This window comes from Kitasatospora sp. NPDC001539 (genome assembly GCF_040298565.1).
Classification (GTDB): domain Bacteria; phylum Actinomycetota; class Actinomycetes; order Streptomycetales; family Streptomycetaceae; genus Kitasatospora.
Window position 1 is genome coordinate 99,525 of sequence record NZ_JBEPAK010000002.1, and the last position, 24,522, is coordinate 124,046.

Here is a 24,522-nt window from a genome sequence, read left to right on the forward strand (position 1 = left end):
GGGGAGGGCGCGCGCGGAATTCACTCGGACGAGCTATCAAGTTGTGACGTTGACACTTTCCGGTCATCGCCCTCCCCTTCCGCCTCCGCCGGTCGGCGGCCGCGGGGTCAGGAGCAGCGGGTGCCCTCGGCGGGCATCGTGCCCTCGGTCAGGTAGGCCTCCAGTGCCCGGTCCACGCAGGTGTTGCCCTTGCCGAAGGCACCGTGGCCCTCGCCCACCCGGGTCAGCAGGGTGGCCTTGGCGAAGCCCTTGGCCAGGGACTCGGCCGCGGCGTACGGGGTGGCCGGGTCGTTGGTGGTGCCGATCACCAGGATCGGCGCGGCCCCCTCGGCCCGGACGGTGTGCGGCTTCTCGGGGGACCGGTACGGCCAGCCCTGGCAGGCCGCGTCGGTGAAGTCCTCGGTGCTGACGCCCCTGGTCAGCAGCGGGGCCTTCTCCTGGAGCTCCTGCACGGCCGCCCGGGCGCGTTCGGGCGAGGGCGCCGGGGCGGAGCCGTCGGCGCAGCCGATCGCGGTGTGGGCCGACTCCATCGGGGAGTAGTGGCCGTTCTCGTCGCGCTCCAGGTAGCTGTCGGAGAAGGCGAGCAGGATGTCGCCGCGCTTCATGGTCATCGCCATCCCGAGGCCCACCCGCAGGTACTTCCAGTCCTGGTTCTGGTCGCCGTAGAGCGCGGCGGTGACGCCGTTCCAGGCGAGGTCGCGGCCGACCTTGCGGCCGTCCTTGGTGGGCAGCGGGTGGTCGATCAGGCCGTCCAGGAAGTCGGCGGCCCGCTTGGCCGCCTGGTCCTTGTCCTTGCCGAGCGGGCACTCGTCGGCGTGGTTCTCGACGCAGTCGGCGGCGAAGTGCTCGAAGGAGGTCTCGAAGCCGATCCGCTGCCGGACGACGGAGTCCAGGTCGTCGGCGGCCGGGTCGACGGCGCCGTCCAGGACCAGCCGGCCGGTGTTCTGCGGGAACTCCTCGGCGTACAGCGAGCCCAGGTACGTGCCGTACGAGACGCCCAGGTAGTGGAGCTTCGCGTCCCCCACGGCCGCGCGCAGCACGTCCAGGTCGCGGGCGGTGTTGCGGGTGCCGACGAAGGGCAGCAGCTTGCCGGACCTGACCTGGCAGGCGGCGATGTACTCGGCGTTCTGCTTCTCCTCGGCGGCCCGGCGGGCGTCCGGGTCGAGCGGGGCGTCCACCTGGTTCTGGGCGTCGCGCTGCTTGTCGTCCAGGCAGCGCACGGGCGAGCTGTCACCGGTGCCGCGCGGGTCGAAGCCGATCGCGTCGAAGCGGTCGTGCAGGGCGCCGGCGAAGTCCTTGGCGCCGTACTCGACCATCTCGACGCCGGAGGCGCCGGGGCCGCCGGGGTTGACCATCAGCGAGCCGATGCGCTGGTCCTGCTTGCCGGCCGGGTACTTGATCAGCGCGAGGTCGATCGCGTCGGCGCCGGGGGCGGTGTAGTCGAGCGGGACGTGCAACTTGCCGCACCTCATCCCGGCGAGGTCGACCCCGGCCTCCGCGGCCTTGGGGTCGGCCGGGCACGCGGTCCAGTCGATCTTCTGGCCGTAGAAGGGCTTCAGCGCCGGGTCGGCCTCGCCGCGCGGCCCGGAGCTCGCCTCTGCCGGCCGGCCGCTGCCGGCAGCCGCGCCGGCAGTGGCAGCCGCGCCGGCGGTGCTGCCGGCGGCCCGGTCCTGGGCCGGCTTGGCGGAGTCGTCGCAGGCGGAGGCGAGCAGCAGGGTGCCTGCCGCCAGCGCGGTCAGCAGGACGCGTGGCCGGGCGGCCCGGAAGGTCTTCATCGCACGTGTGTACCACCCCGGGACGACGTGTTCGATCTTGACCCCCGCCGGGCCGCCGGGCCACCGGGTTGCCTGGTGCCCGGCTGCCGGTGCGTCCCGGTCAGCCGCGGTGGACCTTGTGGTTGGCGGCCTGCGCCCGGGGGCGGACCACCAGCAGGTCGACGTTCACGTGCGAGGGCCGGGTGACCGTCCACGCCACGGTGTCCGCGATGTCCTCGGAGGTCAGCGGTTCGGCCACGCCCGCGTACACGGCGGCGGCCTTCTCCTCGTCGCCGCGGAAGCGGGTGACGGCGAAGCCCTCGGACTTCACCATCCCGGGGGCGATCTCGATCACCCGGATCGGCTCCCCGCACAGCTCCAGCCGCAGCGTGGCCGCGATGGTGTGCGCGGCGTGCTTGGCGGCGACGTACCCGCCGCCGCCCTCGTACGCGGCCAGCGCGGCGGTCGAGGAGAGCACCAGCACCGTGCCGTCGCCGGTGGCGCGCAGGGCGGGCAGCAGCGCCTGGGTCATGTGCAGCACGCCCAGCACGTTCACCTCGTACATCGCCCGCCAGTCGGCCGGGTCGCCGTGCTCGACGCTCTCGGCGCCGAGCGCCCCGCCGGCGTTGTTCACCAGGACGTCCACCCGGCCGACCCCGGCCGCGAAGGCGTCCACGGCGGCCCGGTCGGTGACGTCCAGCGTGACCGCCCGCGCCGCGCCGCCGCGGTCGCCGATCTCCTTGGCGAGCGCCTCGATCCGCTCCGTCCGGCGGGCGGTCAGCACCACCTCGAAGCCCTCGGCGGCCAGCCGGCGGGCGGTCGCCGCGCCGATTCCGCTGCTGGCACCGGTGACCACGGCCACCTTCTGCTCGGTCATTGCCACTCCCTGGGGGCTCATCGGTCGTTCACCCGATCATCTCAACCGCGTCTGCGCCTCCGCCGCCCGGTCACGCTCTAGATTTCGAGGACCGACCAGTGCCCCGCCGATCCCGTGGAGGGACCATGGCGTCCGAGCCGCGTTCCGCCGAACCAGCCCGCTCTCCGGCTCCAGCCCGCCGGTCGGAATCGGGCTTCCCGATCGAACCGCTGTACGGCCCGGAGGCGCTGGCCGACTGGGACCCGGACACCCGGCTGGGGCGCCCGGGGGAGTACCCGTACACCCGGGGCGTGTACCCGACGATGTACACCGGCCGGCCGTGGACGATGCGCCAGTACGCGGGCTTCGGCACCGCCGCCGAGTCCAACGCCCGCTACCGGCAGCTGATCGCGGGCGGCGGCACCGGCCTCTCGGTCGCCTTCGACCTGCCGACCCAGATGGGCTACGACTCGGACGCTCCGCTCGCCGCCGGCGAGGTCGGCAAGGTGGGCGTGGCGGTGGACAGCGTCGAGGACATGGCGGTGCTCCTCGACGGCATCCCGCTGGACGCCGTGTCCACCTCGATGACCATCAACGCGCCCGCCGCCCTGCTCCTGCTGCTCTACCAGCTGGTCGGCGAGGCCCAGGGGGTGGCGCCGTCCGCGCTCACCGGCACCGTGCAGAACGACGTGCTGAAGGAGTACATCGCCCGCGGCACCTACATCTTCCCGCCGCAGCCCTCACTGCGGCTGGTCGCGGACGTGTTCCGCTACTGCCGGGCCGAGATCCCGCGCTGGAACACCATCTCCATCTCCGGCTACCACATGGCCGAGGCCGGGGCCGACCCGGCGCAGGAGATCGCCTTCACCCTGGCCAACGGCATCGCCTACGTGCGCACCGCGCTCGCCGCCGGGATGGCCGTGGACGACTTCGCCCCCCGGCTCTCCTTCTTCTTCGTGGCCCGCACCACGCTGCTGGAGGAGGTGGCCAAGTTCCGCGCCGCCCGTCGGATCTGGGCCCGGATCATGCGCGAGGAGTTCGGCGCGCAGGATCCGCGCTCGCAGATGCTGCGCTTCCACACCCAGACCGCGGGGGTGCAGCTCACCGCCCAGCAGCCGGAGGTGAACCTGGTCCGGGTCTCGGTGCAGGCGCTCGCGGCGGTGCTCGGCGGCACCCAGTCCCTGCACACCAACAGCTTCGACGAGGCGATCGCCCTGCCCACCGAGAAGGCCGCCAGGCTGGCCCTGCGCACCCAGCAGGTGCTCGCCCACGAGACCGACGTCACCGCCACCGTCGACCCCTTCGCCGGCTCCTACGCGGTCGAGTCGCTGACCGACCGGGTGGAGGCCGCCGCGCTGGCCCTGATGGCCCGGGTCGAGGAGCGGGGCGGGGCGGTGGCGGCCATCGAGCAGGGCTTCCAGAAGGACGAGATCGAGCGCACCGCCTACCGCCTCCAGCAGGAGACCGACTCCGGCGAGCGGACGGTGGTCGGCGTCAACCGCTTCCGGCTGGACGAGGAGGAGCCGTACCAGCCGCTGCGGGTGGACCCGGCGATCGAGCGGCAGCAGGCCGAGCGGCTGGCACGGCTGCGGGCGGACCGCTCCGCGACCGCCGTGACCCGGGCGCTGGACGCGCTGCGCCGCACGGCGGAGGGACCGGAGAACGTGCTGTACCCGATGAAGGAGGCGCTGGCCGCCCGGGCCACCGTCGGCGAGGTCTGCGACGCGCTGCGCGGGGTGTGGGGGACGTACGCACCGGTGGAGCGGTTCTGAACGGACGTCTGAACGGGCGTCAACCACCGGGTGAACCGTCAACCCGACGGTGGGCGTGACCACCGGCCGGGGTGATCGTTGCACAGGGCAAGCAACCCGGAGAAGGCGGCTGAAACGAGATGTCATACCCACCTGTCCGACCGGTATGCACCCATCCGGGGACTAATTTTCCGGAAGCCGGGCCAAATCCCCCCAACGGGCCTACGCTTGGGGAGATGAACCGTCCTGATCCCGCCCAGCCGGGCGCCACCCTCGCCGCTGCACGCCCCGCCGCCGACCTGCGGGGCCGGGTCAGGGGCCTGGAGCCCGAGCTGGTCGCCTTCCGTCGTGATCTGCACCGGCACCCGGAGCTGGGCCGCCAGGAGTTCCGCACCACCAACCTGCTGCGCGACCGGCTGACGGCCGCGGGCCTGGAGCCCCGGGTGCTGCCCGGGGGCACCGGCCTGCTGGTGGACATCGTCCCGGCCGGCACGGCCCCGGGCACCGAGTTCCTGGCCTTCCGCGCGGACATCGACGCGCTGCCGATCGACGACGCCAAGACCGACGTCCCCTACCGCTCGACCGTCCCCGGCCGGGCCCACGCCTGCGGGCACGACGTGCACACCGCGGTGGTGCTCGGCACCGGGCTGGTGCTGGCCGAGGCCGCCCGCACCGGCGAGCTGCGCCGCCCGGTCCGGCTGGTGTTCCAGCCCGCCGAGGAGGTCATGCCGGGCGGAGCGCTGGACGTCGTCAAGGCCGGCGGGATGGACGGTGTCGGCCGGATCTTCGCGGTGCACTGCGATCCCAAGGTGGAGGTCGGACGGATCGCCCTGCGCACCGGGGCGATCACCTCGGCCTGCGACCGCCTGGTGCTGCACCTGGACGGGCCCGGCGGGCACACCGCCCGCCCGCACCTGACCACCGACCTGGTGACCGCGATCGCCCGGATGGCCGCCGACCTGCCGGGCGCCCTGGCCCGCCGGATGGACCCGCGCTGGGGCGTCAGCCTGGTCTGGGGCCGGATCGCCTCCGGTTCCGCGCCCAACGTCATCCCGCAGCACGCCGAACTGGAGGGCACCGTCCGCTGCCTGGAGCTGGACGGCTGGCGCGAGGCGCCGGACCTGCTGCACGAGCTGATCGCCAAGCTCGCCGAGACCTACCGGGCCAAGTGGACGCTGGACTACCACCGCGGGGTCCCGCCGGTGGTCAACGAGGCCTTGTCGGTCGCCCGGCTGGACGCGATGATGACCGCCCGCTTCGGGCAGGGCGGCGCCCAGGTGGTGGAGGGCACCGAGCAGAGCCTCGGCGGTGAGGACTTCTCCTGGTACCTGGAGCACGCCCCGGGCGCGCTGGCCCGGCTGGGCGTCCGCGCCCCCGGCGACCCCACCGTCCGCGACCTGCACCAGGGCCGCTTCGACGTGGACGAGCGGGCGATCGGCATCGGCGTGGAACTGTTCGCCGCGCTGGCCCTGGAGGACGAGCCGAACTGACCCCGTCCGCAGGGAGTACGCGGTCGGCGCGCGACCGGGTCGTCGGCGGCCGGGGTTCCGGGGCGGTTCCGTAAACTGGGCCGAACCAGTCTCGGACGCCGCCCGTTCGACGGGAAGGGAGCCTCGGGAGGACCTTCAGACCACGGTTTGATAACAACCCGAATGCTCCGGCACCCCGTAACACAACCGTGTTCTACGCGCGTTACGGTGGCGTCCGACCACGCTAAACGGGTGCGTGTGAGAAGGAGATACTCCCTTGCGCCGTTCAATGAAGCTCGCCGCGGTTGTGCTCTCGGGTTCCCTGGGCATGGCCTCGCTCGCCGCTTGCGGCGCAAAGAGCACTGACACCAACGCCTCCTCCGGCTCCTCCGACGGTCTGAAGGTCGGCATGGCCTACGACATCGGCGGCCGTGGCGACCAGTCCTTCAACGACTCCGCCGCCCGCGGTCTGGACAAGGCCAAGGCCGACCTGGGCGTCTCCGTCACCGAGGCCGAGGCCAAGACCGGTGAGGCCGAGGCCGACAAGGAGACCCGCCTCAAGAACCTGATCGACGGTGGCTACAAGACCATCGTCGCGGTCGGTTTCGTCTACCAGCAGGCGGTCAACAAGGTCGCCAAGGACAACCCGAACGTCAAGTTCGCGATCATCGACTCGAACGACAAGGACCAGCCGGCGAACGTCACCTCGCTGCTCTTCGCCGAGCAGGAGGGTTCGTACCTGGCCGGTGTCGCCGCCGCGAACAAGTCGAAGGCCCACCACATCGGCTTCATCGGCGGTGTGCAGTCCGAGCTGATCAAGAAGTTCGAGGCCGGTTACAAGGCGGGTGCCAAGTCCGTCGACCCGAACATCCAGATCGAGACGACCTACCTCACCACGCCCCCGGACTTCTCCGGCTTCAACTCGCCCGACAAGGGCAAGGAGGCCGCGCAGGGCCAGCTCGACAAGGGCGCGGACATCATCTACTCCGCCGCCGGCTCCTCCGGCAACGGTGCCATCGAGGCCGTCGCCAACGCGGGCAAGCTCGCCATCGGCGTCGACTCCGACCAGGCCAGCCAGCCGGCCCTGGCGAAGTTCAAGAACAGCATCATGACCTCGATGGTCAAGAACGTCGACAACGCGGTCTACGCGTACATCGACTCGGTCAAGAAGGGCTCGCCGTTCACCGGCATCAAGCTCTTCGACCTGAAGGCCGACGGTGTCTCGCTCGCCACCACCGGCGGCAAGATCGACGACATCCAGGACAAGCTGAAGGCCGCCGCCGACGCCATCAAGAGCGGCGCCACCACGATCCCGACCGCGCCGGCCCAGTAAGGTCCGCGCGTCTCGGACGCGACCAGCGCCTGCCGCCTGCCCGGTGGCGCGATGATCGACACAGTTCACGGGAGGGGCCCGGCAGGGTGCGCTCAACGCGTACCCCCGGGCCCCGTCTCGTCCCCCCGTATCCCCCCTTGGCCCTCCGAGCGCAACGACGCGCCTCCAGACCACCAGGAGACCGCCATCACCGCATCCGACCCCGTCCCCCTGCGCAAGGACGGCACCCCCAGCGCGGGGACGGCGACACCGGCCGTCGAACTGCGCGGCATCACCAAGCGCTTCCCCGGTGTCGTGGCCAACCACGACATCAACCTCACCGTCCGCACCGGCACCGTGCACGCCCTGATGGGCGAGAACGGCGCCGGCAAGTCGACGCTGATGAAGATCCTCTACGGCATGCAGAAGCCGGACGAGGGCACCATCGCGATCAACGGCGAGCAGTGCGAGTTCCACACCCCGGGCGACGCCATCGCCCGCGGCATCGGCATGGTGCACCAGCACTTCATGCTGGCCGACAACCTCACGGTGCTGGAGAACGTCGTCCTCGGCGGCGAGAAGCTCCACGGCATCGGCGCCAAGGCGAAGGCGAAGATCAAGGAGATCTCCGACCAGTACGGGCTGGGCGTGCGCCCGGACGCCCTGGTCGAGGACCTCGGCGTCGCCGACCGCCAGCGCGTCGAGATCCTCAAGGTGCTGTACCGCGGCGCCAAGATCCTCATCCTCGACGAGCCCACGGCCGTGCTGGTCCCGCAGGAGGTCGACGCGCTGTTCGACAACCTGCGCGAACTCAAGTCCGAGGGCGTCACCGTCATCTTCATCTCGCACAAGCTGCACGAGGTGCTCGCCGTGGCCGACGCGATCAGCGTCATCCGGCGCGGCACCACGGTCGGCGACGCCGACCCCAAGGCCGTCACCGCCCGGCAGCTCGCCGAGATGATGGTCGGCGCCGAGCTGCCCTCCCCGGAGAGCCGCGAGTCGACCGTCACCACGACCGAGATGCTCAAGGTCGAGAACCTGCGGATCGCCAAGACCGACGCCGAGGGCATCGAGCGCGTCGTCCTGGACGACATCTCGCTGCGCATCCACAAGGGCGAGATCCTCGGCATCGCCGGTGTCGAGGGCAACGGCCAGGCCGAGCTGGTCGAGGCCATCATGGGCATGCTGCCGCTGGACGGCGGCAGCGTCACCCTGGACGGCAAGGACCTCTCCGGCACGCTGACCCGCGCCCGCCGCGAGGCCGGCATCGGCTACATCCCCGAGGACCGCCACAGGCACGGCCTGCTGCTGGAGGCCCCGCTCTGGGAGAACCGCATCCTCGGCCACGTGACCGAGGCGCCCAACTCCAGCGGTGCGCTGCTCAAGCCCACCGCCGCGCGCGAGGACACCTGGCGGATCGTCAAGGAGTACGACGTCCGCACCCCCGGCATCGAGGTCACCGCGGCCTCGCTCTCCGGCGGCAACCAGCAGAAGCTGATCATCGGCCGCGAGATGAGCCACCAGCCCAAGCTGCTGATCGCCGCCCACCCGACCCGCGGTGTGGACGTCGGCGCGCAGGCGCAGATCTGGGAGCACATCCGGTCCGCGCAGCGCGAGGGCCTGGCCGTCCTGCTGATCTCCGCCGACCTGGACGAGCTGATCGGCCTCTCCGACACCATCCGGGTCATCTACCGCGGCCGTCTGGTCGCCGACGCCGACCCGGCCACCGTCACCGCCGAGGACCTCGGCACCGCGATGACCGGTGCCGCCGCCGGCCACATCGAGTCCGACCCGGAGGCCGTCGAGGAGTTCCACGCGACCCTCGCCGAGGGCACCGGGGCCGAGGACGCCGACGCCGAGGGCACCGACGCCGAGGGCACCGACCCGTCCGACACCGCCGACGACCCGCAGGCGGGGGAGTAACCAATGACCAGTCCCAACCCCGCCGCGAAGCCCAGCCTGGCGCAGCGGATCAGCGGTGAGCGGATCGTGCTCGCACTGGCCGCGCCGGTGCTCGCGGTCGTGCTGTCCGTCGCGATCTGCTCCGTCCTGCTGGCGACCTCGGGCAAGAACCCGTTCGACGCGTGGAACGTGATGATCACGTACGCCACCAAGTCGGACGGCCAGGTGCTGATCCTCAATCGGGCCACCACCTACTACCTCGCCGCCGCGGCCGCCGCGTTCGGGTTCCGGATGAACCTGTTCAACATCGGCGTCGAGGGCCAGTACAAGGTCGCGGCGCTGTTCGCGGCGTACATCGGCGCCCAGGTCGACCTGCCGGCGATCATCCAGATCCCGCTGCTGCTGGTCACCGCCATGCTGGCCGGCGGCCTCTACGCGAGCATCGCCGGTCTGCTGAAGGTCTACCGCGGTGTCAGCGAGGTCATCTCGACCATCATGCTGAACGCGATCGCGGTCTCCATCGTCGGTCTGCTGCTCGTCCCCGGCGTCTTCGCGCCGAAGGTGAGCGGCACCAGCAACTCGATCCAGACCGAGCCGGTCTCCGAGTCCAGCCACTTCTTCACCATCCCCACCGCGGGTGGCGACCTCTGGGGCTTCCTCTTCATCGCCGTCCTGGTGGGTGTGCTGTTCCAGTTCACCCTGACCCGCACCCGCTTCGGCTTCGACCTGCGGGCCACCGGCCGCTCGGAGTCCGCCGCGACCGCGTCCGGCGTGAACGTCAAGCGCATGGTCGTCATCTCGATGGTGGTCTCCGGCGCGATCGCCGGTCTGATCGGCCTGCCCGAGCTGCTGCAGAACTCGTACTACTACGGGCAGAGCTTCCAGCCGGGCCTGGGCTTCCTGGGCATCTCGATCGCCCTGCTCGGTCGCAACAGCCCGATCGGCATGGCCTTCGCGGCGCTGCTGTTCGCGTTCCTGGACGCCACCGGCTCCCAGCTGCCGCTGAAGGGCGGGTTCCCGTTCGAGATCGTCGCGGTCATGCAGGGCACCATCGTCATCTGCGTCGTCGTCGCGTACGAGCTCGTGCGCCGCTACGGCCTGAAGCGCCAGCAGCAGAAGGTCGGCGCCCAGCTCGCCGCCCAGCTCGCGGCCACTGAGAAGAAGGAGGTGTCGGCATGAGCACGGCGACTGCCGCTCGTCCGAAGGCGCCGGGCGCGCCCGCGAAGAAGCGCAAGCTGTCCTGGCCGGTCGTCCTGCTCCTGATCGCGGGCGCCCTGGTGCTGTTCGCCGCCGTGGGCATGGTGACCGGCAACCACTCGCTGACCTCCTCCGGGCAGGTCACCGCGGCGCTCGGCTCCGCCGTGCCGATCGGCATGGCCGGTCTGGGCGGTCTCTGGTCCGAGCGGGCCGGTGTGGTCAACATCGGCCTCGAAGGCATGATGGTCGCCGGCACCTTCTGCGGCGCCTGGGCCGGCTACCTGGTCAACCCGTGGGTCGGCCTGCTGGCCGGCATGCTCGGCGGCGCGCTCGGCGGTCTGCTGCACGCGATCATCACGGTGACCTTCGGCGTCGACCACATCGTCTCCGGCGTCGGCATCAACCTGCTGATCCCCGGGATCTGCGCGTACGTCAACCGGATCTACTACAAGGACTACATCTCGGCCGGTGCCGGTGCGAACCAGTCCCCGCCGGCGGATCCGCTGCCGTACATCACCGTTCCGGGGCTGTCCTCGGGCCTGAAGACCATCGAGAACCACCACTGGTTCCTGATCTCGGACATCGCCGGCGTGCTCGGCGGTCTGGTCACCAACCTCTCGGTGGTCGTGGTCCTGGCGGCGGTGCTGATCGTGGGCAGCTACTTCCTGCTCTGGCGGACGGTGTTCGGCCTGCGGCTGCGCTCCTGCGGTGAGAACCCGACGGCGGCCGAGTCGCTCGGCGTCAACGTCTACAAGTACAAGTACCTGGCGGTCATCGCCTCCGGCGCCTTCGCGGGCCTCGGCGGTGCGTACCTCTCGCTGGTCGCCGCGCACTTCTACAAGGACGGCCAGACCTTGGGCCGCGGCTTCATCGGCCTCGCGGCGATGATCTTCGGTAACTGGATGCCCGGCGGTCTCGCCATGGGCGCCGGTCTGTTCGGCTTCACCGACAGCCTCCAGCTGCGCGACCCGGAGTCGGTCCACGTGCTGATCCTGACGGTCTCGATCGCCATGGCGCTGCTCGCCCTGTGGCAGCTGTACCGCCGCAAGTACACCGCGACGGTGATCTCCTTCGTGGTGGCCGGCGGTCTGGGTGCCTGGTACGCGCTGACCGACGAGGTCCAGCGTCCGCTGATCGTCGCCACGCCGTACCTGATCACCCTGGTGGTGCTCTCGCTGGCCTCGCAACGCCTGCGGATGCCCAAGGCGGACGGCCAGATCTACCGCAAGGGCCAGGGCAAGTGACCGCCCCCGCGCCCGACGGGATCGACTGGGAGCGGCTGCGCGAGGCGGCGCGCGAGGCCATGGGCCACGCGTACGCCCCGTACAGCAGGTTCCCGGTCGGCGCTGCCGCGCTGGTCGACGACGGCCGGGTGGTCAGCGGCTGCAACGTGGAGAACGCCTCGTACGGGCTCGGCCTGTGCGCCGAGTGCGGGCTGGTGTCCGCGCTGCACGCCTCGGGCGGCGGCCGGCTGGTCGCCTTCACCTGCGTCGACGGCGCGGGCGAGCTGCTGATGCCGTGCGGGCGCTGCCGGCAGCTGCTGTACGAGCACGGCGGCCCCGATCTGCTGATCGAGCTGGCCTCGGGCGTGAAGCCGATGAGCGAGGTCCTGCCCGACGCGTTCGGGCCGGAGCGGCTCTAGCCTCGATTCTTGTTACGCGCGTAGAGTGTCGCGAGTGGGCCGGAATCCGGTCATCTCGCGGCACTCTTCGCTTTTGACGCTTTTCGCTTTTAGAAACCCCACTGGGAGCACGCATGGACGCCATCTCCGTCATCAGGACCAAGCGCGACCGCGGAGAGCTGAGCGACGCTCAGATCGACTGGGTCATCGACGCCTACACCCGCGGCGAGGTCGCCGACGAGCAGATGTCCGCGCTGGCCATGGCGATCCTGCTGAACGGCATGAAGCCGCGGGAGATCAGCCGCTGGACCGAGGCGATGATCCGCTCGGGCGTCCGGATGGACTTCTCCTCGCTGCCGCTGCCCACCAGCGACAAGCACTCCACCGGCGGCGTCGGCGACAAGATCACGCTCCCGCTCGCCCCGCTGGTCGCCGCCTGCGGTGCGGCCGTCCCGCAGCTGTCCGGCCGCGGCCTCGGCCACACCGGCGGCACCCTGGACAAGCTGGAGTCCATCCCGGGCTGGCGGGCCCTGCTCTCCAACGACGAGATGATGGACGTGCTGCGCGACGCGGGCGCCGTCATCTGCGCGGCCGGCGACGGCCTCGCGCCCGCGGACAAGAAGCTCTACGCGCTGCGCGACGTCACCGGCACCGTCGAGGCGATCCCGCTGATCGCCTCCTCGATCATGTCCAAGAAGATCGCCGAGGGCACCGGCGCACTCGTCCTGGACGTCAAGGTCGGCTCGGGCGCCTTCATGAAGAACCTGGACGACGCCCGCGAGCTCGCCCGCACCATGGTCGGCCTCGGCACCACCGCCGGCGTCAACACCGTCGCCCTGCTGACCGACATGTCCACCCCGCTCGGCCTCACCGCGGGCAACGCGCTGGAGGTCCGGGAGTCCGTCGAGGTGCTCGCGGGCGGTGGCCCGGCGGACGTCGTCGAGCTGACCCTCGCGCTCGCCCGCGAGATGCTCGCCGCGGCCGGCGTGCACGGCAAGGACCCGGCCGACGCCCTGCGGGACGGCTCCGCGATGGACCACTGGCGCCGCATGATCACCGCCCAGGGCGGCGACGTCGACGCACCGCTCCCGGTCGCCCGCGAGCAGCACGTCATCCCGGCCCCCGCCTCCGGCGTCCTCACCGAGCTGGACGCCTACGCCGTCGGTGTCTGCGCCTGGCGCCTGGGCGCCGGTCGCGCCCGCAAGGAGGACCCGGTGCAGGCCGGCGCCGGCGTCGAGATGCACGCCAAGCCGGGCGACACCGTGGTGGCCGGCCAGCCGCTGCTGACCCTCCACACGGACACCCCGGAGCGCTACGACTACGCCATCGAGGCGCTCAAGGACGGCATCCGGGTCTCCCCGGCTGGCACGGAGTTCACCCCGAACCCGATCGTGCTGGACCGCATCGCCTGAGTGCCCCGAGGTCTGCTCGCGTACGCCGGGTCAGGCGTACGTGAGCAGACCGCTGGTGTCGATGGTCCAGGGGCCGACGGCGATCCTGTCGCCGAAGACGAACTTCTCCCGGGACTCGTAGCCCGGTTCGGAATGCACGACGCCGGTGCCGGTGCGGGGATCGACGATCAGGTAGAACGGGATGCCCATGGCCGAGTAGTCGCGGACCTTGTTGCGGTAGTCGTTCTCGGGATTGGAGGCGGACACGACCTCCACCACGAGCACCACCTCGTGCGGGAGAACGGCTCGCTGCTCGCCCTCCAGGGTCGCCTCGGGGAAGACCATCAGATCCGGGTTGCGCAGCTGACCGAGTCCGGCGTCCTGCAGGTCCGCGCCGTGGTAGGCGATGTGACCCGGGTGAGTGGACGGCAGCTGGGCGTTGAGCTGTCGGGCGATGCGCAGGACGGCGAGCTCGTGGCGCTTCACCGGCGACATCATCATGACGATCTGACCGTCGGCGATCTCGATCTTCCCTATCCCCGGCACCCTCGGCAGCTGATCCGCGATCTCGAGCAGCCTGGTGTACACAGCAGGATCGATGCTCATATCCGGAGTGTATCGGCGTCCGTTGTCAAGCGTCCGCGACCGCACGCCTCGTGACGTGCGCCCGGTGGGTGGCGTAGAGCGTCACCGCGGCGGCCAGGGCCATGGCGGCGAGGCCGACGGTGGCGGCGCCGGGCCAGCCGGTGGCGTGGTAGGCGTCCGCGCCGACGGTGCCGCCGAGGCTGTTGCCGAGGTAGTAGGCGATCAGGTAGAGCGCGGAGGCCTGGGCGCGCCCCTCGGTGGCGGTGCGGCCGACGGCGGAGGAGGCGGTGGCGTGGCCGGCGAAGAAGCCGGCGGTGATCAGGACCAGGCCGAGCAGCGCGCAGACCAGGGAGTCCGCGAGGGACAGCAGCAGGCCGGCCGCGGTGACGCCGATCGAGACGTACAGGGCGCCGCGCCGTCCGAGGCGGCCGGAGAGGCGGCCGGCCGCGGCGGAGGTGCCGGTGCCGACCAGGTAGACCGTGAAGATCGAGGCGGCGACCGACTCCGGCAGGTGGAACGGCGCGGAGATCAGCCGGTAGCCCACGGTGTTGTAGACCGCGCCGAACACGGCCATGAACAGCATGCCGAGCGCGTACAGCCGAACCAGCAGCGGATTGCTGAGGTGCCGTCCCACCGTACGGGCGAGCGCACGGGCGTCCACCGGAGCCGGGGCGAAGTGCCGGGCGGCGGGGATCAGCAGCCGGAAGGCGAGCACCGCGAGCAGCGCGAGGGCGGCGGAGGCGGCCAGGCCCCAGCGCCAGCCGAGGGCGGCGGCGGTCCAGCCGGAGAGCAGGCGCCCGCCCATGCCGCCGATGCTGTTGCCGGCCACGTACAGGCCCATCGCGGAGGCCAGGGCGCTGGGGTGGACCTCCTCGGCGAGGTAGGCCATCGCGGTGGCGGGCAGTCCGGCGAGGGCGGCGCCCTGGACGACGCGCAGCGCGACCAGGGTGGTGAGGTCCGGCGCGAGCGGCAGGGCGGCGGCGAGGACCGTGGCGGTGAGGACGGAGGCCGTCATCACCGCGGTGCGGCCGTACCGGTCGGACAGCGCGCTGGCCGGCAGCAGCCCGAGGGCGAGGCCGAGGGTGGCGGCGGAGGCCGTCCAGCTGGCCTGGCCGGGGGTGAGGTCGAGGTCGGCCGAGAGGACCGGCAGCAGGCCCTGGGTCGAGTAGAGCAGGACGAAGGTCGCGATCCCGGCGGCGAACAGCGCGAGGTTGGCGCGGCGGAAGTCGCGCTGGCCGGGGCGGTGGCGGTCGTCCTGGAACGGGGCGGGGGCGGGCGCGGACGCCCTGGTATCGGCGGGCTGCATGCCGTCGACGGTAGGCCCGGCGCCGCTGATGCGTCCAATGCATGAACAGTGGATGATCGATGCAGTGGTGCATGAGTGGAGGTGGCCGGCGGGATGGCGGCGTTCGAGGGGTCTGACGGCACGGAACAGCGGTACCGGGCGGCCGGTTTGGGGCCGGAGGAGCCGGCCGTGCTGCTGGCGCCGCGGCTGGCGCAGTTCGCCGCGGTGGCCCGGCTGGAGCACGTGACGCAGGCGGCGGCGCTGCTCGGGGTGCCGCAGCCGACGCTGTCGCGTGCGGTGGCCCGGCTGGAGGCGGACCTCGGGGTGGACCTGCTGGCCCGGCAGGGCCGGACGGTCCGGCTGACCAGGGCGGGCCGGCTGCTGCTGGCCTCGGTGGAGCGGGCGCTGGCGGAGGTGGAGCGCGGCGCGGAGGCGGCCCGGGCGGAGGCGGACCCGACGGCCGGACGGGTGGCCTTCGGCTTCCTGCACACGATGGGGCCGGACGCCGTCCCGGCGCTGCTGCGGGGCTTCCGGGCGGAGCACCCGCAGGTGCGGTTCCAGCTGGTGCAGGACTACGGGATGGCGATGCTGGAGCGGTTGCGGGCGGGGGAGTTGGACCTGTGCCTGGTGGCGCCGCTGCCGGACGGGCCGGCCTTCACCGCCAGGCCGCTGGACGAGCAGCGGCTGAACCTGGTGGTGCCGGCCGACCACCGGTTGGCCGGCCGGCGGCGGATCCGGCTGGCGGAGGTGGCCGAGGAGCCGTTCGTCGGGCTGGAGCAGGGCTACGGGCTGCGGGTGATCACGGACGGCTTCTGCGCCCAGGCAGGGTTCGTGCCCCGGTTGGCCTTCGAGGGCGAGGAGACCGAGACGCTGCGCGGACTGGTCGCGGCGGGGCTGGGGGTGGCGCTGCTGCCGCCCGCGCTGGTGCCGCGACCGGGGGTGGTGGAGCTGGAGGTGACCGCCCCGCGGACCCGGCGGGCGATCGGGCTGGCCTGGGCGGCCGGCCGGCCGCTGACCCCGCCGGTCGCGGCGTTCCGGGACTTCGTGCTGTCCCGTCGGGGGCGGCTGCTGCACCACGACTGATTGGCGGATCGTATGGACCGGGCGGTGGAATTCCGGGGCGAGTTTGGACCATTCGGTGCTGTGCGCGGTGGTCGGTCTACGCGCGTAGGGGCTATATTTCCGTAATGGAGAAGCAGATCCCCGTCACCACCGCGGGCACGGGCCCGCGCATCCCCACCGCCGACCAGATCCGCCGCGCGCCGAAGGTCCTGCTGCACGACCACCTGGACGGCGGGCTGCGCCCGGAGACCATCGTCGAGCTGGCCGCCGCGACCGGCTACGAAGGCCTCCCCACCACCGACCCCAAGGAACTCGGCGAGTGGTTCCGCGAGGCCGCCGACTCCGGCTCGCTGGTCCGCTACCTGGAGACCTTCGCGCACACCTGTGCCGTGATGCAGACCCGGGACGCCCTGATCAAGGTCGCCGCCGACTGCGCCGAGGACCTGGCCGCGGACGGCGTCGTCTACGCCGAGGTCCGCTACGCCCCCGAGCAGCACCTGGAGGGCGGCCTGAGCCTGGACGAGGTCGTCGAGGCCGTCCAGGAGGGCTTCCGCCAGGGCGAGGCCAACGCCCGCGCGGCCGGACACCGGATCCGCATCGGCACCCTGATCACCGCGATGCGGCACGCCGCCCGCTCGCAGGAGATCGCCGAGCTGGCCAACCGCCACCGGGACCAGGGCGTCGTCGGCTTCGACATCGCGGGCGCGGAGGCCGGCTACCCCCCCACCCGCCACCAGGCCGCCTTCGACTACCTCAAGGGCGAGAACAACCACTTCACCATCCACGCGGGCGAGGCCTTCGGCCTGCCGTCGATCTGGGAGGCCCTGCAGTGCTGCGGCGCCGACCGGCTCGGCCACGGCGTGCGGATCGTCGACGACATCACGGTGAACGAGGACGGCAGCGTCCAGCTCGGCCGGCTGGCCGCGTACGTGCGCGACAAGCGCATCCCGCTGGAGATGTGCCCGACCTCCAACCTCCAGACCGCGGCCGCCACCTCGTACGCCGAGCACCCGATCGGGCTGCTCAGCCGGCTGAAGTTCCGGGTCACCGTGAACACCGACAACCGCCTGATGAGCGGGACCAGCATGAGCCAGGAGTTCGGCCACCTGGTGGAGGCCTTCGGCTACACGCTCGGCGACATGGAGTGGTTCACGGTGAACGCGATGAAGTCCGCGTTCCTGCCCTTCGACGAGCGGCTGGCGATGATCAACGACGTGATCAAGCCGGGCTACGCCGAGCTCAAGGCGGAATGGCTGTTCAGCACGGGTGTCGCCGGCAACTGAGCAGGGCCGTTCAGTGGTCGGGTGAACGCGGCTTCCCGGTGGGGAAGTTGGCGTTCATCCGACTACTCACTCGAGTGAGTGAAGGCCCTTTGGTTCTCACGCGACCCTGTCACTACGGTGTGCCAGTCACTGATGACAGGCCGCTGCGGCGGCCGTCCGGCAGCCGGTCGCGAGTGCGATGTCGGCCACCGACGAGGACCCAAGGGGACGAACCATGAAGCAGGCTCTCAAGGCCGCCGGCACCGCGGCGCTCGGCATCGCGATCGCGGCGGTCGGCGCCGGCACCGCCTCCGCGGCGGCCGGCCAGGCGACCGGCGGCCTCGGGCTGCCCACCGGCGCGGTGACGAACCCCGCGGTGACCGGTGCCGTCACCGACACCGCCGCCAAGCTGCCCGGCGGCGACAAGGTCGCCGGCACCCTCGGCACCCTGGCCCCCACCGCCGGCCAGGCCGCGCCCGCCGAGGCCGCGCCGATCGCCGGGGTCACCCAGCAGCGCGGCGCCGTCCCGAGCGTTCCCGGCCTGGACAAGACCCCCGTCGGCGGGCTCACCAACGCCCTCCCGGGCCTGCCGCTCGGCTGATCCCGGCCGCCGTACGACGACGGGCCGCCCGCCCCCGGAGACCCCGGGAGCGGGCGGCCCGTCGCCGTGCCCGCACGGACGGCGTCACGGCTCCTGGGGGAGCAGCACCCACAGGGCGAGGTAGAGCAGGAACTGCGGGCCGGGGAGCAGGCAGGAGAGCAGGAAGATCAGCCGGACGGTCCACGGGGTCAGGCCGAAACGCTCGGCGATCCCGGCGCAGACGCCGGCGATGACGCGGTTGTGGCGGGGACGGGCGAGGCGGGCACTCATGTCTGCTCCTTGGGCCGGGCCCGGTCCGGCTGGTCCGGCGGGCGTACTTCCATACTCGGCGGCCGGCGCCCCGGAAGCCTCAGCCCACCAGGCGATTCCCCACCCCGGCAGGTCACCGGGGAGGCGTAGCCGGACGTCGGGGTCGGGATCAGGGGAACCCCTGAGGCCGGCGGCCCCGCGCGGCCGGGCAACCCGCCCTCCGGCCGTCGACGGGGTGCGAAAACCCGTTCGCCGAACGGTCCGACCAGGGGGATATGATTCCGCGGTCGCTGATCGGCGGGGGGCGGTCCGGCGGCGTCCTCGAGGCCTCAAGCGACCCCTCGCGCCTGCGATTTCGCACTCTTCTCGGGTCCCGCCCGAATTCCTCCGTGAGGTTCCGTTGCGCAGTCAGTCCCGCAGTCTCCTCGCCGTGGCCGCGGCTTCCGCCCTGGTGTCCGGCCTCGCCCTGGCCTCTGCCCCGGCCGCCCGCGCGACCCCGACGACCGGCCCCACCGCATCGGTTCCCACCGGCCCGGCTACCGCGGCCACCACCACCGCCCCCGCCCCCGGGCCGGCGCCGCACGGCCCGGCCTCGCCCCTCACGGTCACCACGACCGGCTTCCCGACCGCCGTCCCGGCCGGCGGCACCGTCGAGTTCGGCTCGACCCTCAGGAACACCGCCGACCACCAGCTGGACGTCACGACCGACTTCGTCGTCGCGACCTTCGGCGCCGGCGTGCAGGAGAACCAGCTCCACCTGCAGGTCCGGAAGCCGGGCAGCGCCCAGTGGCAGGACGCCACGCTGCGGCCCGGCTCCACCACCGGGGCGCGGTGGGACCTCGACCCCTTCGCCACCGAACTCCACCTGGCGGCCGGAGCCGAAGCCGCCTACGGGCTGCGGCTGACCTTCGCCGCCGACGCCACCCCCGGCCAGGCCTCCGCGGCCCTGACCGCGGTGGTCACGGACCCGACGCTACCCCCCGAGCAGCGCGTCAGCCAGGCGTTCGGCGGTACCCCGGCCTTCACCGTCGTCCCGGTCGGCGGCCCGAGCACCCCGGCCCCGGTCGGGCTCCCGGACGTGAAGGTCGAGGGCATGCCCGCCGCCTTCACCGCCGGCGGCGGGGCGAAGACGTTCACGGTGGTCTACGGCAACCGCACCGGAACGGACCTCCGGGTCGTCCCGGCGATCGTCTTCCAGGGCGAGGTCCCGCTCCGCGCGGCCATGGCCAGGCTCGAGTTCCGGACCCAGGCGGGCGCATGGGTCGCGGGCACGCCCGGCGGCCCCGACGGATCCGAACTCCCCACCACCCAGCTGGAGATGGACCTGCGCAGCGGCTCCAAGGAAGCCGACGTCCTCGTGCTGCCCAGCGGCCAGAGCCGTACGGTCGAGCTGCGGCTCGCCTGGACCGCGGACACCCCGGCGACCGCCGAGTCGATCCTCGCCGGCGGGTACAGCCTGGCCGGCCCGGGCGGGACCGAGCGGGGCGCCTCCAGCCCGAAGGTCGGCTTCCGGATCGAGGCCGCGGCGCCCTCCGCCACCACCCCGCCCGCCGCCTCCCAGGCCCAGGCCACCGGACCGACCACCGCCCCGGCCGCGCAGATCACCACCGCGGCGCCGAGCCCGGAGGCCGGCACCACGCAGCCCGCCCCGGGCTCCGGTGCCCGTGCCCGGCCCGCGGCAGCACCGGCCGCCGCGACGGACACCCGGCTGGCCACCACCGGCGGCACCCCCTCCTCCGCCCCGATGGCGATCACCGGCGCGATGGCGATCGCCCTCGGCCTCGCCACCCTGATCGTGGCCCGCCGCCGCAACGCCACGCGGCGCACCCGGAACTGACCCCGCACGCCGGAAGGCCCTCCCGCCAGCCGCTGATCCAGCGGGTGACGGGAGGGCCTCCGGCCGTCGTACGGTGCGATCAGCCGGCCGGGTGCTGCGACGCCTGCGGCTGGCCGGGCTGGGCGTACGGGTTGCCCGCCACCGGCTGCGCGGGAACGCCCGGCTGGGTCGGCGCGACGGGCGCGGCGCCCTGCGGCGGAACGGGCTGGCCGCCCTGCGGGGCGTTCGGGTGGTACGCCCCGAGCGTTTTTGCTGCGATACCAAGGCAATTGACGGGATGGGAAATGACCGACTACGAGGTGCTGCGGGTCTTTTGCGGGCCCGGTGGCGAGTACGGCAACGAGCTCGGTGTGGTGCGTGACGGCGCCGCCGTGCCGGGGCGGGCGGAGCGGCAGGCGGTGGCGCGTGGGCTCGGGTTCAGCGAGACGGTGTTCGTCGACGACCCGGAGCGCGGGGAGGTGGACATCTACACGCCGAGCGTGCGGCTGCCGTTCGCCGGGCATCCGTGTGTGGGCGTGGCGTGGCTGCTCGGGGTGGACCGGTTGGTCACCGCGGCCGGACCGGTCGGCGTCCGGCGCGAGGACGGGCTGGTGCGGATCGCGGCCCGGCCGGAGTGGGCCCCGGGACGCACCCTGCGGCAGTACGGCTCGGCGGCCGAGGTGGAGGCGCTGCGGGTGCCGCCGCCCGGGGAGTGGGTCTACGCCTGGGCGTGGCAGGACGAGGCGGCCGGGACGGTCCGGGCGCGGGCCTTCCCGGGCCGGGGCGACGGGATCGACGAGGACGAGGCGACGGGCGCGGCGGCCCTGCTGCTGACCGCCCGGCTCGGCCGGCCGCTGGCCGTCACCCAGGGCCGGGGTTCGCTCCTGCTGACCGGGCCGCTGCCGGGTGGGCTGGTCGAGGTCGGTGGTCGGGTGGTGCGGGCGCGGGCTCAGCCCGCCGGCGGCGTGGGCCCGGCGTAGGCGCGCGGGCGGGCCGGGGGCGCGACCGGCACCGCCGGGGTGGCGGCGGCCGGGACGGGCGGCCCGACCAGCACGGGCACCTGCGGCACCTGCGGCACCGGCGGCGCGGGTGGCGCGGGCGGCGCGGATGGCGTCGGCCGGCCGAGCCGGGCGGTCAGCAGCAGGTGGCGCAGGCCGGGGACGAGGGCGAGGTGGGCGGCCATCACGCCGATCACGGCGAGCAGTATGTGGTCCACGTTGAGGACGTGCCCGGGCGTCCAGGAGGAGAGGAACTCCAGGCCGGTCGCCAGCAGGGCGGAGACGCCGGTGGTGCGCAGGAAGGACGGCAGCCAGCGGGCCCGGATCCGGCCGCCGGCCAGCGGGAGCAGGACGCCGAGCGGCGCGAGCAGCAGGAACTCGCCGACCACCTGCCAGGTGGTGGAGGAGCGGAGCGAGGCGAGCGGGGTCAGGTTGGCGTCGTACACCCAGGCCACCGGCAGGGGTCTGAGCACCAGCCAGAGGGCCAGGGTCAGGTGGAGGGCCAGGCCCGCCAGCCCGACCCGCCGGAGGGGACGGTGGACGACCGTCGCCGGCTCCGTCTCGGTCGGTGCGCCGGAACGCTCGTCGCGTGTCCCGGGGCCCGTCCCCAGACTCCCGTCCGCCGGGCGGGGGGCCCCAGTGCCATCTCGCTGCACGGGGGGAAGGACGTGGGCCGGTGGCGCGGCGGTTCCCCGCCCGGCGTGAACATTTCCGGGCACGCTCCTTCGCGCGGCCCTCTCACTTGCAGGGGGAGGCCGTCGGTACCGCGCTGAACACGTTGTCCGGCGGCGGCGAGCCCGGCGGCACCGGGGTGGGTGAGGGGCTCGGGCTCGCGCTCGTCCTGGTGGCCGTGCCGCGGGCCGGGGTGGCGGTGGCCGCCGGGCCGGACGGGGTGGCCAGGGCGGTCGGCACGTGCGGGGTGGTCGGGCAGGCGGTCCGGCTGGCGGGCGCGCCGGCGTCGACCGGCACGGCGGTCGGCCGGATGCCGCAGCCGGAGGCGAGCGCGAGCAGGAGCAGCACGCCGGCGGCGCGGCGCGCGGGGGTACGGGTGGGGGCGGTCACGTGGCGTCCTTGTGCTCGGCGGCGTCGCCGGCGGGGCCTCCCTCGGCCTCGCCCGCGGACGGCGGGGGCGGCGGGGTCAGCGGCAGCGTCAGGGTGAACACCGCGCCGACCTCCCCGTTCGCCGCCGTGATCGTCCCCCCGTGGATCCGGGCGTTGGCCATCGCGATGGACAGCCCCAGGCCGCTGCCCTCCGAGCGGGCCCGCCCCCGGTCGGCCTTGTAGAAGCGGTCGAAGACCAGCGGCAGCACGTCCTCCGGGATGCCGGGGCCGCTGTCGGAGACCTCGACCACGACCGAGTCCTCGGTCTGCCGGACCTTGACCCGCACCGGCGAGCCGCCGTGCTTGAGGGCGTTGCCGATCAGGTTGGCGAAGACCACGTCCAGCCGGCGCGGGTCGACCACGGCCAGGATGCCGCGCGGGGCGTCCAGTTCGACCGCGTCGTACCAGGCCCGGCCGTCGATGCAGGACATGATCAGGTCGGCGATGTCCACCTCGTCGGCGACCAGCTTGGCGGTGCCGGCGTCGAACCTGGTCACCTCCATCAGGTTCTCCACCAGGTCGGACAGCCGGCGGGTCTCGCTCACCACGAGCCGCACGGCCGGCTCGATCATCGGGTCCAGCGACTCGGCCTCGTCCTCCAGGATGTCCGTCACCGCGGTCATCGCGGTCAGCGGGGTGCGCAGCTCGTGCGACATGTCGGCGACGAACCGCCGGCTCTGCGCCTCGCGCGCGCTCAGCTCCTCGACCTGCTCGTGCAGCGACTCCGCGGCGCGGTTGAACGTGCGGGCCAGGTCGGCGAGTTCGTCCGAGCCCTCGACCTCGAGCCGGGTGTCCAGGTGTCCCTGGCCGAGGCGCCGGGCGGCGTCGCCGAGCCGCTTGACCGGCCGCAGCACCGTCGCCGAGGCGGCCTGGGCGAGCAGCGCCGAGCCGATCAGCGCGAGCAGGGTCGCGATGGCCAGCGACCAGCTCAGCGTGTTGAGGTCGGCCCGCTCGTTCTCCAGCGACTTGAACACGTACGCCGTCGGCCCGTTCGGCACCACCTTGGTGCCGCCGATCAGGAACGGGCGGCCCTCCAGGTTCTGCCGCTGCCAGTACAGGTGGTACGGGTACGGGTTGGTCTCGCTGACCTCGCGCGGCTTGGCCACGGTGGACTGCAGCGCCGCCGGCACGTCCGCCAGCGTGTAGTGCGTCGGGTCCGAGGAGGCCGGGCACTCCGGATGGGCCGAGTCGACCACCACCACGTCGTAACTCAGCCCGGAGCTCGCCACGTTGGACGCCAGCGCGGCGAGGTCCGGGCAACTGGCGTTCAGCGGCAGCGCGGAGACGTTGCGGCTGAGCGAGACCCGGAAGTCGTTCAGCGCCGTGTCCTGGGCGCGCTTGAGCACGGCGTCGCGGTTGAGCCAGTACGCGATGCCGGAGGCCGAGACGGCGGCGAGCAGCGCCACCGCCGCGAACACCGCGATCAGCCGCACCCGCAGGGAGCGCAGCTTCCGCCACCGGCCCGCGGAGAACCGCCGGGCAGTCTGCTGATGGTCAGTCACAAGAGCCTGTCGTCGTACGGGAGTTCAGAATGCCGGAGGTGGGCGCTCAGGCTGCCGGCGGGTCCAGCCGGTAGCCGACGCCGCGCACGGTGCGGATCAGCGTCGGCGCGGACGGCACGTCCTCGACCTTCGCCCGCAGCCGCTGCACGCAGGCGTCCACCAGCCGCGAGTCGCCGAGGTAGTCGTGCTCCCAGACCAGCCGCAGCAGCTGCTGGCGGGAGAGCGCCTGGCCGGGCCGCCGGCTGAGCTCCAGCAGCAGCCGCAGTTCGGTCGGGGTGAGCTGGAGGTCCTGCCCGTCCTTGGTGACGGTCATCGCGGCCCGGTCGATCACCACGCTGCCGTACGCGGAGGAGTCCGAGCTCTCCCGCTCGCCGCGGCGCAGCACGGCCCGGATCCGGGCGTCCAGGACGCGCGGCTGCACCGGCTTCACGACGTAGTCGTCCGCGCCGGACTCCAGGCCCACCACCACGTCGATGTCGTCCGAGCGCGCGGTGAGCAGGATGATCGGCAGCTGGTCGGTGCGCCGGATCCGGCGGCACACCTCGAAGCCGTCGATGCCGGGCAGCATGACGTCGAGCACGATCAGGTCGGGCCGCTGCTCCTTGAAGAGCCTCAGACCGTCCTCACCGGAGGCGGCGGTGGCCACGCGGTGGCCCTGGCGGGTGAGGGCGAGTTCGAGGCCGGTCCGGATGGCGTCGTCGTCCTCGATCAGAAGGAGGAATGGCACGGCCCCATTTTGGCCCACCCGGAGCGCCGAATCACCCCCCGGACCGGTCACCGGGCGCACGGGAACCGGAAGCCCGGCCGC

The 24,522-nt window shown here is 72.9% G+C and carries 22 protein-coding genes; 13 read left to right on the forward strand and 9 right to left on the reverse strand.

Going from position 1 to position 24,522, the window contains the following annotated elements; genetic code table 11:
• Positions 1 to 107 precede the first annotated feature (107 nt).
• Together ABT247_RS01075 and ABT247_RS01080 are read right to left on the reverse strand one after the other, a co-directional pair.
• Positions 108 to 1,775 (reverse strand): alpha/beta hydrolase, encoded by a 1,668-nt coding sequence (locus tag ABT247_RS01075; RefSeq protein ID WP_350735910.1) that lies wholly within the window; start codon positions 1,773 to 1,775, stop codon positions 108 to 110.
• 100 nt (positions 1,776 to 1,875) lie between these two features.
• Positions 1,876 to 2,631, reverse strand: a complete 756-nt coding sequence (locus tag ABT247_RS01080) for an SDR family oxidoreductase (protein ID WP_350735913.1) — start codon at positions 2,629 to 2,631, stop codon at positions 1,876 to 1,878.
• Positions 2,632 to 2,756: 125 nt separating this feature from the next.
• On the opposite strand from ABT247_RS01080, the gene ABT247_RS01085 reads away from it, so the two are divergent.
• The 8 genes from ABT247_RS01085 (at position 2,757) to ABT247_RS01120 (ending at position 13,274) form a co-directional block, all read left to right on the forward strand.
• The gene (locus ABT247_RS01085; RefSeq protein ID WP_350735916.1) at positions 2,757 to 4,382 is read left to right on the forward strand and encodes an acyl-CoA mutase large subunit family protein; all 1,626 of its coding nucleotides are present in this window, start codon (positions 2,757 to 2,759) and stop codon (positions 4,380 to 4,382) included.
• A 215-nt stretch (positions 4,383 to 4,597) separates the two neighbouring features.
• Positions 4,598 to 5,851, forward strand: a complete 1,254-nt coding sequence (locus tag ABT247_RS01090; protein ID WP_350735918.1) for an amidohydrolase — start codon at positions 4,598 to 4,600, stop codon at positions 5,849 to 5,851.
• A gap of 256 nt (positions 5,852 to 6,107) precedes the next feature.
• Positions 6,108 to 7,163: a BMP family lipoprotein gene (locus ABT247_RS01095; RefSeq protein ID WP_350735923.1), complete on the forward strand. Its 1,056-nt coding sequence runs from the start codon at positions 6,108 to 6,110 to the stop codon at positions 7,161 to 7,163.
• Between the two features lie 294 nt (positions 7,164 to 7,457).
• The gene (locus tag ABT247_RS01100) at positions 7,458 to 9,065 is read left to right on the forward strand and encodes an ABC transporter ATP-binding protein (protein ID WP_502892357.1); all 1,608 of its coding nucleotides are present in this window, start codon (positions 7,458 to 7,460) and stop codon (positions 9,063 to 9,065) included.
• 3 nt (positions 9,066 to 9,068) lie between these two features.
• Positions 9,069 to 10,223 carry an ABC transporter permease gene (locus ABT247_RS01105; RefSeq protein WP_350735926.1) on the forward strand — a complete coding sequence of 385 codons (1,155 nt, stop codon included), beginning with the start codon at positions 9,069 to 9,071 and terminating at the stop codon, positions 10,221 to 10,223.
• A complete protein-coding gene (locus ABT247_RS01110; protein WP_350735929.1) occupies positions 10,220 to 11,485 on the forward strand; it encodes an ABC transporter permease in 1,266 nt (421 codons plus the stop codon). Before ABT247_RS01105 ends, ABT247_RS01110 begins: the two co-directional genes overlap by 4 nt.
• The gene (locus tag ABT247_RS01115; protein ID WP_350735932.1) at positions 11,482 to 11,883 is read left to right on the forward strand and encodes a cytidine deaminase; all 402 of its coding nucleotides are present in this window, start codon (positions 11,482 to 11,484) and stop codon (positions 11,881 to 11,883) included. The genes ABT247_RS01110 and ABT247_RS01115 overlap by 4 nt, the downstream gene beginning before the upstream one ends.
• Positions 11,884 to 11,996: 113 nt before the next feature.
• On the forward strand, positions 11,997 to 13,274 hold the full coding sequence (locus ABT247_RS01120; protein ID WP_350735935.1) for a thymidine phosphorylase: 1,278 nt from the start codon (positions 11,997 to 11,999) through the stop codon (positions 13,272 to 13,274).
• A 30-nt stretch (positions 13,275 to 13,304) separates the two neighbouring features.
• Here ABT247_RS01120 and ABT247_RS01125 read toward each other — a convergent pair whose 3' ends face one another.
• Together ABT247_RS01125 and ABT247_RS01130 are read right to left on the reverse strand one after the other, a co-directional pair.
• Positions 13,305 to 13,859, reverse strand: a complete 555-nt coding sequence (locus tag ABT247_RS01125; protein WP_350735938.1) for a Uma2 family endonuclease — start codon at positions 13,857 to 13,859, stop codon at positions 13,305 to 13,307.
• A 25-nt stretch (positions 13,860 to 13,884) separates the two neighbouring features.
• Entirely contained in the window at positions 13,885 to 15,144 is a 1,260-nt protein-coding gene (locus ABT247_RS01130; RefSeq protein WP_350735941.1) for an MFS transporter, read from the reverse strand.
• Positions 15,145 to 15,237: 93 nt separating this feature from the next.
• On the opposite strand from ABT247_RS01130, the gene ABT247_RS01135 reads away from it, so the two are divergent.
• The 3 genes from ABT247_RS01135 to ABT247_RS01145 all read left to right on the forward strand — a co-directional run bounded on the left by ABT247_RS01135 (position 15,238) and on the right by ABT247_RS01145 (position 18,048).
• Positions 15,238 to 16,206 (forward strand): LysR family transcriptional regulator, encoded by a 969-nt coding sequence (locus tag ABT247_RS01135; protein WP_502892358.1) that lies wholly within the window; start codon positions 15,238 to 15,240, stop codon positions 16,204 to 16,206.
• A gap of 104 nt (positions 16,207 to 16,310) precedes the next feature.
• Positions 16,311 to 17,468: an adenosine deaminase gene (locus ABT247_RS01140; RefSeq protein ID WP_350735946.1), complete on the forward strand. Its 1,158-nt coding sequence runs from the start codon at positions 16,311 to 16,313 to the stop codon at positions 17,466 to 17,468.
• A 214-nt stretch (positions 17,469 to 17,682) separates the two neighbouring features.
• On the forward strand, positions 17,683 to 18,048 hold the full coding sequence (locus ABT247_RS01145) for an ATP-binding protein (RefSeq protein WP_350735949.1): 366 nt from the start codon (positions 17,683 to 17,685) through the stop codon (positions 18,046 to 18,048).
• Positions 18,049 to 18,132: 84 nt separating this feature from the next.
• Here ABT247_RS01145 and ABT247_RS01150 read toward each other — a convergent pair whose 3' ends face one another.
• The gene (locus tag ABT247_RS01150; protein WP_350735952.1) at positions 18,133 to 18,318 is read right to left on the reverse strand and encodes a PspC domain-containing protein; all 186 of its coding nucleotides are present in this window, start codon (positions 18,316 to 18,318) and stop codon (positions 18,133 to 18,135) included.
• Positions 18,319 to 18,727: 409 nt separating this feature from the next.
• Between ABT247_RS01150 and ABT247_RS01155 the strand changes: the two genes are divergently transcribed.
• Positions 18,728 to 20,134, forward strand: a complete 1,407-nt coding sequence (locus ABT247_RS01155) for a hypothetical protein (protein ID WP_350735954.1) — start codon at positions 18,728 to 18,730, stop codon at positions 20,132 to 20,134.
• Positions 20,135 to 20,418: 284 nt separating this feature from the next.
• Positions 20,419 to 21,093: a PhzF family phenazine biosynthesis protein gene (locus tag ABT247_RS01160; protein ID WP_350735957.1), complete on the forward strand. Its 675-nt coding sequence runs from the start codon at positions 20,419 to 20,421 to the stop codon at positions 21,091 to 21,093.
• Here ABT247_RS01160 and ABT247_RS01165 read toward each other — a convergent pair.
• The 4 genes from ABT247_RS01165 to ABT247_RS01180 are packed head-to-tail and all read right to left on the reverse strand — an operon-like array spanning position 21,063 to position 24,441.
• Positions 21,063 to 21,830, reverse strand: coding sequence for a VanZ family protein (locus tag ABT247_RS01165; RefSeq protein ID WP_350735960.1), 768 nt, complete (start codon positions 21,828 to 21,830; stop codon positions 21,063 to 21,065). The two genes, ABT247_RS01160 and ABT247_RS01165, sit on opposite strands and share 31 nt — an antisense overlap.
• Positions 21,831 to 21,849: 19 nt before the next feature.
• Positions 21,850 to 22,173, reverse strand: coding sequence for a hypothetical protein (locus ABT247_RS01170; protein ID WP_350735962.1), 324 nt, complete (start codon positions 22,171 to 22,173; stop codon positions 21,850 to 21,852).
• Complete coding sequence (locus ABT247_RS01175; RefSeq protein WP_350735965.1) at positions 22,170 to 23,714, reverse strand: ATP-binding protein; 1,545 nt, start codon at positions 23,712 to 23,714, stop codon at positions 22,170 to 22,172. The genes ABT247_RS01170 and ABT247_RS01175 overlap by 4 nt, the downstream gene beginning before the upstream one ends.
• 46 nt (positions 23,715 to 23,760) lie before the next feature.
• Positions 23,761 to 24,441, reverse strand: a complete 681-nt coding sequence (locus ABT247_RS01180) for a response regulator (protein ID WP_196948246.1) — start codon at positions 24,439 to 24,441, stop codon at positions 23,761 to 23,763.
• Positions 24,442 to 24,522: the final 81 nt, after the last annotated feature.

Excerpts from the sequence above, each read along its gene's own strand:
- ABT247_RS01125 (WP_350735938.1), bottom strand. The coding sequence starts at position 13,859 with ATGAGCATCGATCCTGCTGTGTACACCAGGCTGCTCGAGATCGCGGAT.
- ABT247_RS01120 (WP_350735935.1), top strand. The coding sequence starts at position 11,997 with ATGGACGCCATCTCCGTCATCAGGACCAAGCGCGACCGCGGAGAGCTG.
- ABT247_RS01160 (WP_350735957.1), top strand. The coding sequence starts at position 20,419 with ATGACCGACTACGAGGTGCTGCGGGTCTTTTGCGGGCCCGGTGGCGAG.
- ABT247_RS01145 (WP_350735949.1), top strand. The coding sequence starts at position 17,683 with ATGAAGCAGGCTCTCAAGGCCGCCGGCACCGCGGCGCTCGGCATCGCG.
- ABT247_RS01140 (WP_350735946.1), top strand. The coding sequence starts at position 16,311 with ATGGAGAAGCAGATCCCCGTCACCACCGCGGGCACGGGCCCGCGCATC.
- ABT247_RS01135 (WP_502892358.1), top strand. The coding sequence starts at position 15,238 with ATGGCGGCGTTCGAGGGGTCTGACGGCACGGAACAGCGGTACCGGGCG.
- ABT247_RS01150 (WP_350735952.1), bottom strand. The coding sequence starts at position 18,318 with ATGAGTGCCCGCCTCGCCCGTCCCCGCCACAACCGCGTCATCGCCGGC.
- ABT247_RS01090 (WP_350735918.1), top strand. The coding sequence starts at position 4,598 with ATGAACCGTCCTGATCCCGCCCAGCCGGGCGCCACCCTCGCCGCTGCA.
- ABT247_RS01130 (WP_350735941.1), bottom strand. The coding sequence starts at position 15,144 with ATGCAGCCCGCCGATACCAGGGCGTCCGCGCCCGCCCCCGCCCCGTTC.
- ABT247_RS01085 (WP_350735916.1), top strand. The coding sequence starts at position 2,757 with ATGGCGTCCGAGCCGCGTTCCGCCGAACCAGCCCGCTCTCCGGCTCCA.
- ABT247_RS01105 (WP_350735926.1), top strand. The coding sequence starts at position 9,069 with ATGACCAGTCCCAACCCCGCCGCGAAGCCCAGCCTGGCGCAGCGGATC.
- ABT247_RS01075 (WP_350735910.1), bottom strand. The coding sequence starts at position 1,775 with ATGAAGACCTTCCGGGCCGCCCGGCCACGCGTCCTGCTGACCGCGCTG.
- ABT247_RS01080 (WP_350735913.1), bottom strand. The coding sequence starts at position 2,631 with ATGACCGAGCAGAAGGTGGCCGTGGTCACCGGTGCCAGCAGCGGAATC.
- ABT247_RS01110 (WP_350735929.1), top strand. The coding sequence starts at position 10,220 with ATGAGCACGGCGACTGCCGCTCGTCCGAAGGCGCCGGGCGCGCCCGCG.